19 protein-coding genes are annotated in these 16813 nt (G+C 36.0%); all 19 read right to left on the reverse strand.

Annotation, left to right across the window (positions count from 1 at the left end; genetic code table 11):
* Positions 1 to 203 precede the first annotated feature (203 nt).
* The 19 genes from H9L01_RS08730 to H9L01_RS08820 all read right to left on the reverse strand — a co-directional run bounded on the left by H9L01_RS08730 (position 204) and on the right by H9L01_RS08820 (position 16787).
* Complete coding sequence (locus H9L01_RS08730) at positions 204 to 1391, reverse strand: sensor histidine kinase (protein ID WP_187533576.1); 1188 nt, start codon at positions 1389 to 1391, stop codon at positions 204 to 206.
* A gap of 10 nt (positions 1392 to 1401) precedes the next feature.
* Positions 1402 to 2073: a response regulator transcription factor gene (locus tag H9L01_RS08735; protein ID WP_187533577.1), complete on the reverse strand. Its 672-nt coding sequence runs from the start codon at positions 2071 to 2073 to the stop codon at positions 1402 to 1404.
* A complete protein-coding gene (locus H9L01_RS08740) occupies positions 2051 to 3025 on the reverse strand; it encodes a PhoH family protein (protein ID WP_246448984.1) in 975 nt (324 codons plus the stop codon). The genes H9L01_RS08735 and H9L01_RS08740 overlap by 23 nt, the downstream gene beginning before the upstream one ends.
* Before the next feature lie 67 nt (positions 3026 to 3092).
* The gene (gene rpsU / locus H9L01_RS08745) at positions 3093 to 3278 is read right to left on the reverse strand and encodes a 30S ribosomal protein S21 (RefSeq protein WP_187533579.1); all 186 of its coding nucleotides are present in this window, start codon (positions 3276 to 3278) and stop codon (positions 3093 to 3095) included.
* Between the two features lie 144 nt (positions 3279 to 3422).
* Positions 3423 to 4520 (reverse strand): S66 family peptidase, encoded by a 1098-nt coding sequence (locus tag H9L01_RS08750; RefSeq protein WP_223151019.1) that lies wholly within the window; start codon positions 4518 to 4520, stop codon positions 3423 to 3425.
* 48 nt (positions 4521 to 4568) lie between these two features.
* Positions 4569 to 5570: an SDH family Clp fold serine proteinase gene (locus H9L01_RS08755; protein WP_187533580.1), complete on the reverse strand. Its 1002-nt coding sequence runs from the start codon at positions 5568 to 5570 to the stop codon at positions 4569 to 4571.
* Between the two features lie 129 nt (positions 5571 to 5699).
* Positions 5700 to 6362 carry a deoxyribose-phosphate aldolase gene (gene deoC, locus H9L01_RS08760; protein ID WP_187533581.1) on the reverse strand — a complete coding sequence of 221 codons (663 nt, stop codon included), beginning with the start codon at positions 6360 to 6362 and terminating at the stop codon, positions 5700 to 5702.
* Positions 6349 to 7809 (reverse strand): UDP-N-acetylmuramoyl-L-alanyl-D-glutamate--2,6-diaminopimelate ligase, encoded by a 1461-nt coding sequence (locus H9L01_RS08765; RefSeq protein ID WP_187533582.1) that lies wholly within the window; start codon positions 7807 to 7809, stop codon positions 6349 to 6351. Before H9L01_RS08765 ends, deoC begins: the two co-directional genes overlap by 14 nt.
* Before the next feature lies 1 nt (position 7810).
* Positions 7811 to 8551, reverse strand: a complete 741-nt coding sequence (locus H9L01_RS08770) for a hypothetical protein (RefSeq protein ID WP_187533583.1) — start codon at positions 8549 to 8551, stop codon at positions 7811 to 7813.
* Positions 8548 to 9249 (reverse strand): RsmE family RNA methyltransferase, encoded by a 702-nt coding sequence (locus H9L01_RS08775; protein ID WP_187533584.1) that lies wholly within the window; start codon positions 9247 to 9249, stop codon positions 8548 to 8550. The genes H9L01_RS08770 and H9L01_RS08775 overlap by 4 nt, the downstream gene beginning before the upstream one ends.
* Positions 9249 to 9992, reverse strand: coding sequence for a pseudouridine synthase (locus H9L01_RS08780; protein WP_187533585.1), 744 nt, complete (start codon positions 9990 to 9992; stop codon positions 9249 to 9251). Before H9L01_RS08780 ends, H9L01_RS08775 begins: the two co-directional genes overlap by 1 nt.
* Positions 9976 to 10512: an SMC-Scp complex subunit ScpB gene (gene scpB / locus H9L01_RS08785; protein ID WP_187533586.1), complete on the reverse strand. Its 537-nt coding sequence runs from the start codon at positions 10510 to 10512 to the stop codon at positions 9976 to 9978. Before scpB ends, H9L01_RS08780 begins: the two co-directional genes overlap by 17 nt.
* Positions 10509 to 11237 carry a segregation/condensation protein A gene (locus tag H9L01_RS08790; RefSeq protein ID WP_187533587.1) on the reverse strand — a complete coding sequence of 243 codons (729 nt, stop codon included), beginning with the start codon at positions 11235 to 11237 and terminating at the stop codon, positions 10509 to 10511. Before H9L01_RS08790 ends, scpB begins: the two co-directional genes overlap by 4 nt.
* A gap of 19 nt (positions 11238 to 11256) precedes the next feature.
* The gene (locus H9L01_RS08795) at positions 11257 to 12555 is read right to left on the reverse strand and encodes a pyrimidine-nucleoside phosphorylase (RefSeq protein ID WP_187533588.1); all 1299 of its coding nucleotides are present in this window, start codon (positions 12553 to 12555) and stop codon (positions 11257 to 11259) included.
* Positions 12556 to 12558: 3 nt separating this feature from the next.
* On the reverse strand, positions 12559 to 13014 hold the full coding sequence (locus tag H9L01_RS08800; protein ID WP_187533589.1) for a dihydrofolate reductase: 456 nt from the start codon (positions 13012 to 13014) through the stop codon (positions 12559 to 12561).
* Positions 13014 to 13883 (reverse strand): thymidylate synthase, encoded by an 870-nt coding sequence (gene thyA / locus H9L01_RS08805; protein WP_187533590.1) that lies wholly within the window; start codon positions 13881 to 13883, stop codon positions 13014 to 13016. The genes H9L01_RS08800 and thyA overlap by 1 nt, the downstream gene beginning before the upstream one ends.
* A gap of 45 nt (positions 13884 to 13928) precedes the next feature.
* Complete coding sequence (locus H9L01_RS08810) at positions 13929 to 14219, reverse strand: single-stranded DNA-binding protein (RefSeq protein ID WP_187533591.1); 291 nt, start codon at positions 14217 to 14219, stop codon at positions 13929 to 13931.
* A gap of 101 nt (positions 14220 to 14320) precedes the next feature.
* Positions 14321 to 15574 (reverse strand): EF-P 5-aminopentanol modification-associated protein YfmH, encoded by a 1254-nt coding sequence (yfmH, locus tag H9L01_RS08815; RefSeq protein WP_187533592.1) that lies wholly within the window; start codon positions 15572 to 15574, stop codon positions 14321 to 14323.
* Entirely contained in the window at positions 15567 to 16787 is a 1221-nt protein-coding gene (locus tag H9L01_RS08820; protein WP_187533593.1) for a M16 family metallopeptidase, read from the reverse strand. Before H9L01_RS08820 ends, yfmH begins: the two co-directional genes overlap by 8 nt.
* Positions 16788 to 16813: the final 26 nt, after the last annotated feature.

Consider the following 16813-nt stretch of genomic DNA (forward strand, 5'->3'; position numbering starts at 1 on the left):
TTATCTTCATCTGCACAGGTATCATACAATTCAAGTATTAATTTAAAACTAAAGAATTGTTAATTCTATGTTAATTAATTCATATTAACGCTTATAACATCCTGTTTTTGTAAAGGTCCATACCAATTCATATTAAATACTAAGGAATCAACGTGAAATATATTAATTTATGATAAAGTCTTAGTTATAAAAAAAGACAGATGTTAAGCATCTGTCTTAAGTTCAATAATAAAGCTAGAACCCTTTTGATATTCACTTTCAACTCGGATGGAACCACCATGAGCTTCAATAATAGACTTAGAAATTGCCAATCCCAGACCACTTCCACCTTTTTCTCGGCTCCGATCACCTTCACCACGATAAAATCTCTCAAAGATATGAGGAATCATTTCTTCTTTAATTCCCATACCATTATCCTTAAATTCAATAATTACACGATCTTTGTTATCAATTGCAGTGATTTCAATTGTACCATCGGGCGCGTAGTTTATGGCATTGTTAATAAGATTCGTGAAGACTTGTGTCAGTCTAAATTGATCTGCATAGACAACTAAATCTTCGGGACAATTAATAATTGTTTCAATTTTCGCATGATAAAGTGCTTGGCGTTTTTCGTAAACAATACTATCAAAGAACTGTTTCAAGTTAAATCGAGTTTTCTCAAGATATACTTGTTTTGACTTCAGTCGCGATTGAAGTAATAAATCTTCAACCATATGTTCAAGTCGATTTGCCTCTTTCTCAATTTGAAGATTAAACTCAGTACGTGTCTCTTCGTCATTAAAGTTTGACCGATTCATGATTTCAATCATCCCTTTAATTGAAGCAATCGGTGTTCGAAGTTCGTGTGATGCATCCGCAATAAATCTTTTTTGCATCTTTTCCCCTTCAAGGACACGTGTAATATCTTGGAAAATCAACATGCATCCATTGTATCGATTTCCTTCTACCATTAATGGAATTGATAATACTTGGAAATCAATACCGCGATAATTTAATTGCTTAACGAATTGACGTTCATTTAAGAACGCATCCAAGAGCGTTTGTCGTATAACCGTATCGATATCAATATCGTAAACCGATTCAGCATCTACCTTAATTAGAGAATTAAAGTATTGATTACTGACTTCAAAGTCACCTTTTTGATTAATATAAACTAATGGTGACGGTATCGCATTGATTAACTTAACAAGATTATCGTAAGCTTCGTCTGCCCTAACATTGGCTACTTTAGTTTCCTGTTTTGCCGTGTTCTTAATTGATTTAATATGATCTTTATTTCGATAGTGATTAAAAACCCAAATAGCAATCTGTCCAAATATTAATAGAAAAATTGTGAATGGTGTTTGAAATACCAACGCGAGTACAGACAGAATAAAGAATATGACCATCTGTATGCTTCTATTTTCGTTTTGCAACGTACCCTACCCCTCTCAATGAGCTAATTTTGACATTAGAATTTTCTAATTTATTTCTTAATTTAAAAACATGAACATCAACGATGCGTGTATCACCATCATAATCAAAATTCCATATTTCAGACAGAATCTGATCACGAGATAACACAATGTCGACGTTTTGTAATAGATAGACTAATAAATCAAATTCTTTCTTAGTGAGTTCGATTTCTTCATTGTCTATCGTTACACGGTGCTTATCGAGCTGTACAATGACATCTTCCACTTCGATAGTATGTTCCGAGTTTGGACTCTTAGCACGTCGCAAATGCGCATTTATACGCGCTGACAATTCACGAGGTGAAAATGGTTTCGTAAGATAATCATCGACTCCAGCTTCAAATGCTTCCAAAATATCAGTTTCTTCATCTTTTGCAGTAAGCATAATTAAGATAGAATCAATTTTTTTCTCGCGGAATGTCTCAACAAGTTCAATACCTGAATAAAATGGTAACATCCAGTCAACAATAATAACATCATAAGAATTAGCAAGTGCTAATGACATGCCTTCCTTGCCATCTTTTGCAGAATCAACTTCGAAGTTCATTTGTCTTAAATCATAACGCAGTAGACGACGAATTCCTTCTTCATCCTCAATTATGAGTATCTTTTTCATTTCGATCTCCCTCCGCAAATTTTTTCAATATCTTAATAACAAGTGGATGGCGCACAACATCAGAGTGTGCTAGATTAACAAAACTAATTTCAGGAATATCTGATAAGTACTCTTGAGCTACTTTCAGACCCGATTGTTGATGTCGAGGTAAATCAATTTGATCAACATCTCCAGTCACAATCATTTTAGAATTACGTCCAAGTCGTGACAAGAACATCATCATCTGTGCCTTTGTTGTGTTTTGAGCCTCATCTAAGATTACAACGGCATCATCAAGTGTACGGCCTCGCATATAGGCAAGTGGTGCAATTTCAATGATACCTTTCTCAATGTATCGTTGTACTCTTTCAGCTGATAACATATCATCAAGCGCATCATAGAGTGGTCTTAAGTAAGGGTCTACCTTTTCTTTGAGATCTCCAGGAAGAAACCCTAGATTTTCACCGGCCTCTACAGCAGGACGCGTAAGAATAATCTTTTGAATCTCACCTTTTTTTAGAAGATCAACTGCATAACAAACAGCAAGATACGTTTTACCCGTTCCTGCAGGGCCTACAGCAAATGTTAAATCATGACTTCTAATTTCATCGATAAATTTCTTTTGACCTAATGTTTTAGGACGAATTGGTTTCCCAGAGAATGAACGCGTAAATACTTCATCAAGCATTTCTACAAATCGTTCTTGTTTCCCACGACGAATAATGTCTCTCAGATAGTCCATATCTTCAACATCTACATGACCATATTTTTCCAACATTAAAACTAACAAGTTAATTAATTCTTTTGCTTCAGATACGGCTTCTTCATCTCCAACAAGTTCCAGAGAATTATTAGAGAGGTTAATATCAATACGATAAAAAGTTTCAATATCACGAATGATTTTATTTTCAACTCCAACTAAATTTTGAAGTGAAACATCATGTTCTAATAGATTAATTGTTTGACGAGCCAAATCATTTCCTCCTTGATATAGGTCTATCATATCATAAAAAAAGAAGCACGAATGCTTCTTTGATATCTTATTTACGTTTTTTACGACGTGCTTTTCTTGCTGCTTCCGACTTCATTTTACGACGGACGCCTGGTTTAACATAAAACTCTCTTTTGCGAGCCTCAGCAAGGGTACCATTACGAGATACTTGACGTTTGAAACGGCGTAATGCGTCATCCAAACCTTCGTTCTCTTTGACTACTACTCTAGACATAACTGACCTCCCTTCTGATGCAAGCAAGATTATTATACCACTTCACATATCAAAATCAAGCAATATTTTAGGAATAAGTGATAATAATACGAACTTAAAAGCCCTTTTTATAAATCAAGCCATAAATAACGATTTATAGGCTATTTATTCACTACTAAAATACGATTCAACGATTTCAAATTTAAGTGTAGAACAGTTAAATCTCGCTTGTATTCCATACGGAATCAATGTTCTAGGATAACTATGTCCAAAATTAAAATTAAAAATAACAGGAATATCCTTCAAGGCATTTTTTTGTTCAAGAATTGTGCGATACTCAGAGTAGAAAACTTCATCTTGAGGTTTACCAAGTAGGATCATTTTTACCGATGTGAGGAACTCATTTTCTATCAATACATCAATCATTGATTCGAATTGCTCTGGAGTCGCCTTTACTTCGCTTGTTTCAAGAAATAATATCATCTCTGATAATTCATTCTGATGTGGTATTAAGTCAAATCTACCAATGATACTTGGAATATTCTGATAACGTTCATCACCAATAAACATGTTAGTAATGCTCTCCAAACATCCTCCAAATAGTTTCCCCTCAACAATCCCTTCACCACGGATTAAATCATAACCACGCAGCTCACTGTGACTTACTCGAGGAGTCCCTAGCTGTGAGGAATCAAATTGTTTTCTTTCCTCGTACCATCTATCACTCGATTCAATTTGATAAGGAAATGTACTTCCGAAAAATCTCCGAAACTCATTTAATGTATAAGCTAACATTTCATCATCCAGTTCTGCGATATCATTTAAAAAGTTTGGTCCATAGAAAGAAACCATGCCAAGTTTATGGAACATAAAGTGGTTGTTGGTTGTATCCGAAAACCCCGTAAATATCTTAGGATTGTCGATAATCAGCTGTTTAAAGTCCTCATTCATCAAGTAAGGTATTGTACGATAGGTATCAATACCACCTATCGCGCAAAGTACTCCTTTAATCGTTCGATCAGAAAAAGCTTGGATAAGATCTTGAGCTCGAGCCTCAGGATGTTCTTCAAGATACGAAACACCACGAAGACTATTATTCATAAAGACAGGAATTAAGCCCAACTTTTCAAGTCTTTCGATTCCTAACTCAACTTGATGCTTACAAAAAGGCTCTCCCAAAATACCGCTAGACAGACTTACGATAGCAATGCGATCTCCTTTTTTAAGAGGACTTGGCTTCATCATTTCAGTATGGATATTCATGATCCACCTTCCTTTCAATCCAGAAAGTTACAAGATTCAATAAATTCATTAAGAAATGTAAAGAATTTCTTTAACGAGCCCTTGTTCATCTTCAGTGATGGTATACCAGTAGCTATTGTCATTGAGGACTTGCCAACGACGTTCTTCCTTGATGTAAGACCAATCCTTATCATTTTGATAATAGAGTTGTGTATCTCGAGCTTCTAAAATATTTAGAATTTGATTATCATGATAGTTAAATTCATCAAAGTCAGTAAATGCTTTATTTCCCATTTCTGAGTAAAGATCATTGAGTTCGAGTAAGAGATCGTGCACCTCAGTATCGAGTTTGTCCACGTTCAATCCTAATTCTTGCGCTTCACGAAGCATAATTGGGAATGAATGTGCAGGATATTCACTATTTAATTTCGTACTGATACGTTCTCTTTCTTCTTTATTGTGGTTGTGGTAGGCTAAAATGCTGTCCGCCACGCGAATTGATAGTGAACTCGATCGGTCAAGTGAACCCAAGATAATCGGGTGGATATACTTATAAAGTTCTTGGTAATGGTGAACAGAATCTTCTGGAGCATTTTCTTCCCAAAGTCGTTCAAGCCTTTGAATTTCATCTTGAGAAACAGAGACTTTAGCATTTGTAACAGGATCAATGGGAGATAGTTGATGACGTTTGGATGAGTCAATCGGTGTAAGATAAGCCAATGGACCCATTGATATTTTATCAGCACCCAACGCAATTAGAGTTGCTGCCGATGCACATTCCAATGGAATCAGGGCGTTGACATTTTCAGCATAATTACGAATCACATTAACAATTCGCAGTGAGGCAACCGTGTCACCACCATCTGACTTAATAAAGATAGCCACTTTATCAATATTGCCAACGTCTTTAAAGAGCTTATAGAAGGCTTGAACATCATTTTGACATACTGCCCCGTTAAATGAATTCCAATAAACAATCATTGGCATACCAATCTTCGCTTCAATCTTCTTAATTAATGCTTGTGTCTCGATGAATTTCATCGAGGGTTGTTTAATTTCAATATCACTCATAATAAAACCTCCAATAAAATCATCATACACTAACTACACTTTGCTGGTCTATATTATCCAACCACAATTCATTGAAACTTCATAATGCAAAAGAAAAACCGCTTCTTTCGAAGAGGTTTTATAGTAATCTTAGTAATTTGAATCTGATTTTTGACCTTCCATGATTGCGACGCCTGAAGATGCTCCGATACGTGTTGCTCCAGCTTCAACGAGTGCATTTACGTCTTCAATAGAACGAACACCACCCGATGCTTTAACTTGCGCACGGTCTTTCACAGTATCTTTCATGATTTTAACATCTTTGACTGTAGCTCCACCTGTTGAGAATCCTGTTGATGTCTTAACGAAATCAGCACCTGCAGCAACCGCAAGTTCACTAACTTTTGCGATTTCTTCGTCGGTTAGAAGACATGCTTCAATAATAACTTTAAGCACTTTAGATCCAACTGCCTCTTTTAGGACGCGAATTTCTTCTTGAACAAAATCATACTTTTTGTCTTTTAATGCCGAAATATTGATAACCATATCAACTTCATCTGCACCATTTTTAAGAGCGTCTTGAGTTTCAAATAACTTTGTAGCTGTTGTTGTTGCTCCTAATGGGAATCCCACAACTGTACAAACTTTAACATCTGAATCTTTAAGCAATTCATGGCTAAGAGCCACAAATCCTGGATTAATACATACTGACATAAAGTCGTATTGTTTTGCTTCTTCGCAAAGTGTACGAATTTGTGCTTCCGTTGCATCTGGTTTTAATAATGTGTGATCGATTAATTTATTGATTTTCATTTTCTTTTCCTCCATATAGTTCATTTAATATTTCTGTGGCGCAAACTTCATCGCCCATCCAAACCTCTTTACCATAATCTCTATAGATGAATTTTTCTTCACCTTTCCCAATGATTACAACTGAATCATTAGGTTGTGCCATTGTAAGTGCTTTTCGGATTGCATCTGTTCGAATGGGAACAAATTCATAATTATCATTTGGCATCCCTGCAATAATGTCTTGTGTAATTTCTTCAACTATCTCATTTCGATTATCATGTTCGGTAATAATAACATGATCACATAGCGTTGAACTTACTTCACCCATTATCGGACGTTTTAAGTGATCTCGTGCACCCGCTGCACCAAATACGGTAATGAGTCGGTTACCTTTTGGCGTAACAGTACGCACAAATTCATAAACATTTTTCATACTATCTGGAGCATGACCAAAGTCTACAAACACTTTGAAGGGTTGACCTGCCTCTACGATAGTCTGACGACCATCAACGTGTTCAATATCTTTTAGTTCAGGGATAATACGTTCCAAGTCATAACCTCTCATGTGCAAGATAGCAATGACTCCCAACATATTATAGACATTAAATTTCGCCACAAATGATGTTACCACAGGATATTCTTTACCATCATAAATCAGTGTAAACTCGGTTGACTTATCATGGAGTACAATATCTTTCGCCATATAAGTTGCAGGTGTATCAATTCCATAAGTAACAACATTATTATAATCTTGTGCTAATAAACGTTGTCCATATGGATCATCTGCATTAATTACATTAAATCCTTCTGGTTTAAGATTGTCAAATAACATCTTCTTAGCTTCGAAGTAATTTTCCATTGTTTTATGGTAATCAAGATGATCATGGCTAAGATTTGTGAATGAAGCGCAATCAAAATCAATTGATTCTACACGTCTAAGTGCCAGTCCTTGACTTGAAATTTCAAGACAAACCTCTTCAATCCCTTCATCTACCATATCACGAAGATAAGATTGTAACTCAACAATATCAGGTGTAGTTAAACTCGGTGCGAACTTGTGATCATTATACTCTACAGAAATTGTCCCAATATATCCCGATTTAACACCGAATCGTTCTAAGATATTTCGAACTGTTTTCATGGTAGTACTTTTACCATTTGTTCCTGTAATGCTATATACATACATTTTTTCGGATGGGTAGTCATAGAAAATATTGGTGATGCGATGTAACTCAGTCATAACATCATCCACTAATAGATACTGCACGCCTTCTCTTTTTTCAAGAGGTTTTGAATGTACGATTGCTACTGCACCATTATCAATAGCTTGCTTTGCAAATTGATGGCCATCAACCGTCAGACCTTCAAGACAAAAGAACATACCATTTTCTTTTTTATCTCTTGAATCTAAGATAAGATGTTCAATTTCAACATCACAATCACATTTTACGAATTTGCTGAGTTTCATACTATTTCCTCGATTTCTTTTCTTCTTTACGTCTGTCTTTTTGAATTTTTTTGATACATTTAGGTTTGAGCCACTCTTTATCAATCAAGATATCAATAAAGATTACATCGTCGTTCAATAATGCTCTAGCAAGATTCATCACATCATTGGAATCTAATGACACATCTGTTCTGATAGGAAATGTTTCACATTGCTTATCCTCAACACGATAGAATACATTTAATGACTCATTAAAGAGTATGAGTGTTTTTTCCTTACGTGCTAGGTATCGAGCATCCGACATATTTGCAGTAAGAACTAAGTCTTGATATGTATCTAGTGGAACCATTTTCGTAGTGAAATCATTATATAACTTAAAGAATTGTGGTAATTCTAGAATAGCCGTTTCACGATTATAAAGTCCGTTCATTAACTTATCAAAGAAAGGAATATAGATAGTTTCTTCCTCAAAAATAAATGAAGGTAGTTTTGATTTCATCGGTGCGAGATCACATTTCAACAGAAAATTACGCTCATTGAAACTTAGATTTTCCCACATATCAAATTGATGATTACGAGTAGTTTCAAATCCTGTTTCGAATTGTTGCTTCGTTTTAAGCCCTGTATCGAATACCGATAACATTAAGAGATCATACTCTTTCTTACAGTCGTATCCTAACTTATAAGTTTGATTTAACGTTTTATAGTGTTTCAACACATCTTTAGAACGTGATTGTTTATGATATTTATGTAACCACTTCATCGTACCACCTCACAGACCGATACCATATTACATACGAACATACTTGCTGTTTCTGCTCTAAATACTTGATTACCAAGAGAAACACACTGCCATTCATTTTGATTGAAAAAACTTCTTTCTTTATCGCTGAAACCACCTTCTGGTCCAACAATTACCGACAGGCTCTTACAATCCATATCAATAGCATTCACGATATGTTCATGATTACCCAAGTCAGCATATATGTTTTGTTCTGATTTAAACTGTTCTAAATCCTGAATCGTTGCAATTCCTTTTACTGAAACAGGATATTGTCGATAGGATTGTTCGCACGCTTCCTTAGCAATCAGATTGAGTCGCTCCATCTTACGATCTTCACGTTTTCCAAAATCACGAACAACACAACGCTCTGCTTGTAGTAAGATAATTTCGTCAACACCACACTCACAAGCTTTTTGAATCATCCACTCTAGTCTTTCAGTTCGAATTAGAGAAGCAATTAATCTTAGCTTATGTTGTTTCGGTGCCCATGTTAAGGGTTCAATTTCTCTTAACAGTGATGCACCATCGTCAACAAATTCAGCAAGAATACCCTTGCCTTCAAGATCCACAATTCGTATTTGATCTCCTCTACGCATTCGAAGTACTTTTTGACATTGTTGAAACTGTTTTGAGTCTAAGAACGGCGCTTCCAACTTTTCTACAAAAAACTGTTGCATTAAATCTCACCCTTTGCAGTTAACAATAACTTCTTAACTTCGAATGGTTTCAATTCACGATATTGTCCAATTTGAAGTTCTTCTACAGTAATTGGACCAATTGCGAATCGGTGTAATTTTAATACTGGAAGATTGAAATGAGCAAATATTTTACGAATTTGACGGTTTTTACCTTCGTGAAGCGTGATGTTAAAACGCGTACGATTCTTTTTAGGATCATATTTTACTGCGCTTATTTCGACACCTTGATAGTGAACTCCCTCAATCGTAATTCCTTCAGCGAGTTTTTGTGAGATGTCTAGGGTCAATCGACCGTCAACACTAACACGATATTGTTTGTTCATATCAAATTTAGGATGTGTCATATAGTTTGCAAAAGAGCCATCATTTGTCAGGATAATTGCTCCTGTCGTTTCACGGTCTAAACGTCCTACTGGGAAAACACGAAAACGACCTGGAACTAAGTTCACAACAGATTGACGATCTTTCTCATCCGCAGCCGTTGATACGACTCCCTTAGGTTTATTCAAGAGGTAATAAACATTTTGTTGTTCGATTACAATCTGTTTTCCATTAACTTTAACATTATCGTTATAAGCAACCTGGACCCCTTGTTCGGTTACCTTTTTGCCGTTAACCGTAACTTTTCCCGCTTGAATAAGTTCCTCTGCTTTACGACGTGAGCAGTAGCCGGTCATTGCAATAAATTTTTGTAGTCGTATTGTATCATTTAAAGAGTTCATTTTTTTCTTCCAACATTTCTAATTTAATTTCTGGCAATTCTTTTAAAGTCGTGAGTTTGAATACATCCATGAATGAATTGGTTACTTCATATAAAATAGGTTTTCCAATAGTTTCAGCACGTCCGCATTCGCGAATAAGATCAAGCGCTTCAAGACGACGACACATCATATCACTATTTACGCCACGAATTTCTTCAATTTCAAGTCGTGTGACGGGCTGCTTGTAGGCAATGATAGCAAGTGTTTCCAATGCCGCTTGAGAAAGTTGACGTGTTTTATTGAATTCAAACATATCAGCAATAATCTCATGCAAATGTGATTTGGTTACTAATTTGTAGCTTCCACCAAAGTTTGCTAATTCAAAGCCGCGGTTATCCTCATTTAGAAGTTCTTTGTATTCTTCTAGTAGTTGTGTTAGAGATTCTTCTTCAAGATTAAGTGCTAATTTTAACTGTTCAAAATCGACACCTTCATCACCAAATGCGAAGAGAATGCCTTCGAGTATTGCAATATTTGTCATGATAGAGCCCCTTTCAGATATACTTCTTCACCTTGGTAGCTAACCAACAATTCACCCATTCTTAACATATCAAGAATGGCCAAAAAGTTAACCAAGAGGTGTTGCATCGAACGCGAAGAATTTAAAACATCAGTTAATGTGTAAACTTCACGATTTAGAAATTTGTTTCTTAAGTCGTCAATCACATCATCCACAGATAACTCAACGCGTTGCAATGAAACATCTTGCGGATTCTGAATTCGAAACCGTTCCATGACTTTAATCATAGCATTCATTAAATCATACGGTGTTTGATCGTATGAAATTGTTTCATTGAGTTCTCGTTTAATTTGTTTGAATAGACCCGCCGAGAATGGCTTGCTATATTGCAAGGACCGCTCTTCATACCTTTGAGCAAGTTCGAGACTTACTTCTTTATAGCGTTGATACTCCAACAGTCTTCGGACAAGATCATTTTCATCATCCTCCAAATCCTCTGTTTCGAGTTCGCTTTTATCACGTGGTAAAAGTTTCTTACTTTTAAATTCGATTAAACCAGCAAGTTCACTAAGATACTCACTCGCAATTTCTAATTTAGAATCACGTGCATTATTGATGAACGCAATGTACTGATCGGCAAGTTCAACAATGTCCAAGTCAAAAAGATCAAGTTTTTTATCCTTGATCAAATGTAACATTAAGTCGAGTGGGCCATTAAACTGTTCTAACGAAATCTCAAAATTCATTCATATCACCTATCCGAAATTATAACACATCTGCAATAAGACTTGGTTTTGAAATTTCTTTATCTCCAAGAATAAAGCATTCTTGACATGCTTTCACATGTTCATCAGTAATTGGGTTTGAACTGTATAATGTTGCGACAACATCATTTGTTTGAACACGATCACCGACATCTTTTCTTAATACAATTCCAGCTTTGTAATCAATGCTGTCTTCTTTTGTTTGACGGCCTGCTCCTAAGTGCATGGAAACAATTCCTAATTCCATTGCTCTTAAGTCTTGTACAATACCCTCAGATTCTAAAGATACTTCGCGGACATAAGCTGCATGTGTAAAGGCATCGAGATCATCAAATACCGTTACATCGCCACCTTGAGCGGCAATCCATTTAAGGAAGCATTCATAAGCAGCACCACTTCTAAGTGTTTCTAATGCTAAATCATAACCAGCATCTTTGTCACTAACAAGACCTGCTTGAGCAAGCATGTATCCTGCAGCAACCACACACAATTCTTCAAGATCTTTAGGACCTTTATTATTTAATGTTTCGATTGCTTCACGAACTTCTAGTGCGTTTCCAATTGAATTACCCAGAGGTTGGTTCATGTTTGAAAGCATTGCATTCACTTCGCGACCCAATTTATCACCGATATCAATCATTGTTTGAGCTAAAACACGTGCATCATCAATTGTTTTCATGAATGCACCCTCACCGTATTTAACATCAAGAAGAATACAGTCTGCGCCCCCAGCTAATTTTTTGGACATTATCGAAGAAGCGATTAATGGAACAGCATTAACTGTACCCGTAACATCACGAAGTCCATATAAAACTTTATCAGCATAAACAAGATTTCCTGTTTGTCCAACAACAGCAACATTAATATCATTTACTTGTTTAATAAATTCATCTTGAGTTAATTCGATATTGTATCCAGGAATGGATTCTAATTTATCAAGTGTTCCACCGGTATGGCCCAATCCTCGTCCACTCATTTTCGCAACTTTTGCACCTGCAGCAGCAACAATTGGACTTAGAATAATGGTGGTTTTATCACCAACACCTCCGGTTGAATGTTTATCGACTTTCTTTCCAACAATTGAACTCAAATCAATAACATCCCCACTATGAAGCATTGCATCCGTTAGATATGCGGTTTCATCAACACTCATACCATTCAACACAATTGCCATTAAGAGTGCACTGGTTTGATATTCTTTAATAGAACCATCGGTAACACCCTCAATCCAAAACTTAATCTCAGCTTGAGTAAGTTCTTTCGAATCTCTTTTCTTTTCAATAATTTCTACAATAGTCATAATTTACACTATCCTTTCATAAGTTATCTGTAAAAATGTTTCTTTTTCACTACGACTTACGATCGTAAACTCATCCATTGAAAAATCCGGAAAAAACGTATCGCCGATGACATCGTTATCGATGTATGAGAGTACCAACCGATGAGCGTACGGTAAACTTTGACGATAGATTTCTCCTCCTCCTGCGATATAAATGATTTCCTCAGAATTTTGTGCATTGTTTAGAAATTCTTCAAAATCCTCAATCCGATTTGGATAATCCTTATTACGAGTCACAATTCTCATATCTCGTTGATCAAGATGTTTTGGAAGGCCTTCAAATGTTTTCCTTCCCATGACAACTGTATGATTAAGCGTTGTTTCTCTAAAGTGCTTCAGATCTTCTGGATTACGCCAAGGCATACTTCCATCAAGACCAATTGTCTTATGTTGATTCATGGCTGCAATAAGTACAATCATTAGACACTTACCTTAGCCTTAATAAGCGGATGGGGATCGTAACCAATGATTTCAAAATCCTCGAATTTAAAATCAGTGATTTCTTTTTGATTACCATGAATTACAAGTGTTGGCAAGGGACGTGGATCGCGTGCCAATTGTGTCTGAATTGCATCACGGTGGTCATTGTAAATGTGAAGATCTCCAAAAGTATGAACAAACTCCCCTACCTCTAAGTCACATACCTTCGCTACCATATGAGTCAGCAATGCATAAGAAGCAATATTAAAAGGTACTCCTAAGAATAAATCAGCACTGCGTTGGTATAACTGCAGTGAGAGTTTTCCGTCGGTACTTACATAAAATTGCATAAATGCATGACAAGGAGGTAAGGCCATGTCATCAACTTGAGAAGGATTCCAAGCGCTCACAATATGACGTCTTGAAAACGGGTTGTTTCGAATTGAATCGACAACCTTCTCTAACTGATCTATACCTTCAAAGTCACGCCATTGTTTCCCGTATACAGGTCCAAGATCACCATGTTCTTGGGCAAACTGCGCGTCACTACGAATCTTATCAACAAACTCCTCTAAGGTTTCTCCTTGGTAAGCTTCAGACTGAGTATACGTTTGATACGGCCACTCATTCCATATTCTTACCTTGTTGTCAACAAGCCACTTAATATTTGTGTCACCACTGACAAACCATAAAAGCTCTTTCGCTAAAGAAGGAAAGTGAACTTTCTTGGTTGTTAATAAAGGAAATCCTTCGCTTAAATCAAAGCGAGTCTGATAGCCAAAAACACCGCGCGTTCCTGTACCGGTACGATCCGCACGATCTTGACCCTTTTCTAAAACAAATTGACACATTTCTAAGTACTGTTTCATTTTATCACCTAGTCTAATTATACAAAAAAAAACATCACAAAGATACTACTTGTGATGTAAGAACTCAATATGTTCAGCGATTACGATGTATTGACCCTCAAAGACCTCTACCCGTCCTTTAATCGCCAACAAATCTCCCAACTTAATGGACTCAGCTATGGTATCACTGATACCCCGCCATAAACAAATACGAAAATCATCCGTTCTAAATTGACCGGTTGCTTCTCTAAAATTTGAAGTAACTGCTAAGGTCATTTCAGAATAATTGCGAGCTGTACTCTCCGGCCTTTGTTCAGGCATTTTGGATACAGTCCCCACCAATTGAATAAAATTCATCCAATCCCCCTTATACCCAGTAGTATACGCCAATATTTCACGAAAGCAAGCTAAAGAAAAGGCAACTATCACCAACGGTAGTAATTGCCTTTTAATCGCTATTATTCAGCGTTTTTCATCAGTAAAAATGTTTTGTCTTTTTTCTCAAAGTATTTCAAGCAAGCTTCAAGATCTTCAAATTTAAGGTTTTTAACCATCTCAAGATAATCAAAATAATTAACCCCATCGAAGTGTGCTCGTGCAATCGTAATTGCTAGGTCATCAAATTTCGCAAGCGCCATGATCATCTCACCGTAATATCGTTTCAGTAATTGATTAAACATCACTTCATCCAGTACCAGATTATTCATGATACCATCAATCAATGCTTCGAATTCTTGAGGCTTGTCCCCTTCATTCATGAAGAAGAGAACACCCATACCATCACGTAAGTCAATATCATAACCATATCCATTACTGATAATACCAGCATCCAACCAAGCTTGATAATCATCGCACATTTCCGAGAAATTCATTTCAAGAATCATTCGGATAATGAATTCATCTTTCAAACGATCTTGTCCTTCGTAAGGGAATTTATATGCCAAACTCATTTTAGGTTGTTCAACAATATCTTCAATCTCACGATATGCATTCGCAACTGTATTCGGTTCATCTTCAAATACATTTTCGATCGTTACATCTTTAAGTGGATGTGACAGACACTCCTCACGAATAATCGTTTCGAGCACTTCAGGTTCTTCAGGGCTAACTACAACAAGACACATTCTTTGATCGGAGTAATTTAACTCGTAAGCTTGTCGTAAATCCTCTAAAGTTGTGCTTCTTACACTTTCTTCTGTACCAGCAATATCATAGATGAAAGGATACGTATGGAAGATATTGCGATATGTTTCCATTAATAAACGCATGTCCGGCATTTGTTCATACATCTTTAATTCTTCAACAATAATCCCTTTTTCCTTCTCAACACTATCAGCTGTTACTGAGAACTTACTTACAAATTGAATGAGGAGTCTGAGTGGTTCTTCGATACTTCCATTGTGACCGAAGTAATACATCGTTTGATCGTAGGACGTAAATGCATTCGCATTTGCTCCAATATCAGCAAACTGACTAAGAACATCCTTTGTTTCATCCTCAAAAAGCTTGTGCTCTAAAAAGTGAGCCACTCCAGATTTATGTTCTACTGATTTGCCGTCTACAACTTGCTTCAAGTTTAAAGCACCGAAAGGCGTTCCATAAACAGCTGAAGAACGTTTAAATCCTGGGCGATGAACCAAATAAACCTGAAGTCCACTTTCAGTCACAAACGAATAAACTGATTCATTAAACTTATTTTCGATTTTATTCATGGTCATCACCTCGGTATGCGTAAATAAATCCTTCTGAAATATGATTCAGAACTTCTTTAACTTCTTCTTGAGTTACATCATTTAAAGCAGATTGAATCATTTCAACTGAGTCATCATGTTGAATCAAGTTGTTTCTGAATTCATGATCAACAATTCTTCTCAAATGTTCACTCGTTCCTTCCATTTGCAAGATTAAATATTGTTTTGCAGATTCGATGTCTAAAGATTCAGTCTTCATAATTGTGAATTGCTCTTGAATTAACTGGATAGCTTTATCAATATTTTTGTCATTTATACCAGTTGAAATATACATCACACCATCAAAAATATGACGAGCTGCATAGATTGAATAACAAAGACTGTGTTTTTCTCTTACATTTTGAAATAGTAATGATGATGGTAATTGACCAAGATAGGCAACCATTACAAGGTATGCATAATATAAGTCATGACCTGGAACGATATCCGTTTCATATAACAAGACAAGCTCAGTTTGAGATCCTTGATGGTGAACTTCATGATATCCGTTCGCAATTTTAGTAAACGATTGAGCAATTTCTATTTCTTCAGATTGTGCGCTCTCAAACGCTGTATAATTTAACTCGTTTTGGAAATCACCCGCGACATAAATTTCTTTAGCAAATTTGGAAACACACAATGCATGAAATGCTTTCACATCATCCAAACTAATTGTTTCAATATCTTGTAGTTCACCCATTGCTGAGAGCCCAAATACTTGATCCTTGCCAACATACTTAAACGATTCAGTAATCGCATATTGACTCGTATTTTCTTTAACTCTCATATGACTTTGTTTAAGATTTTTTACTGCTTCATTGAATGTTTCTTCATTTAAAAGTGGTTCAAAAAGCATATCTGCAACAAGATCCAATTGACCCTGTTGGAGATTATCATCTACAAATCGTTGTGAAATTGTGCGAACACTTAAATCAATAACTTGGTAAATACCACAGCTATATGTTAAAGCAGACATCTTCGCACCATATAATGCATCATGTCTTGCTGTAATGGATTGTTTTGTTGGATTTGATTGGAGTCTATCTCCCATCATTCTTGTTAATATATTGGCAATGGTATTCGTTCTTTTTTCCATAGGGAAAATAACGCGAACGGTTGCATACACTTCATTAAACTTAGTTTCTTGAATTGTGTATACATTGATACCATTATTCAATCGTTTTTTACTTTTCATGATACGCCCTCCGTAAAAAAATGATA

This window comes from Erysipelothrix inopinata (assembly GCF_014396165.1).
In the GTDB taxonomy this organism is placed as follows: Bacteria; Bacillota_I; Bacilli_A; order Erysipelotrichales; family Erysipelotrichaceae; genus Erysipelothrix; species Erysipelothrix inopinata.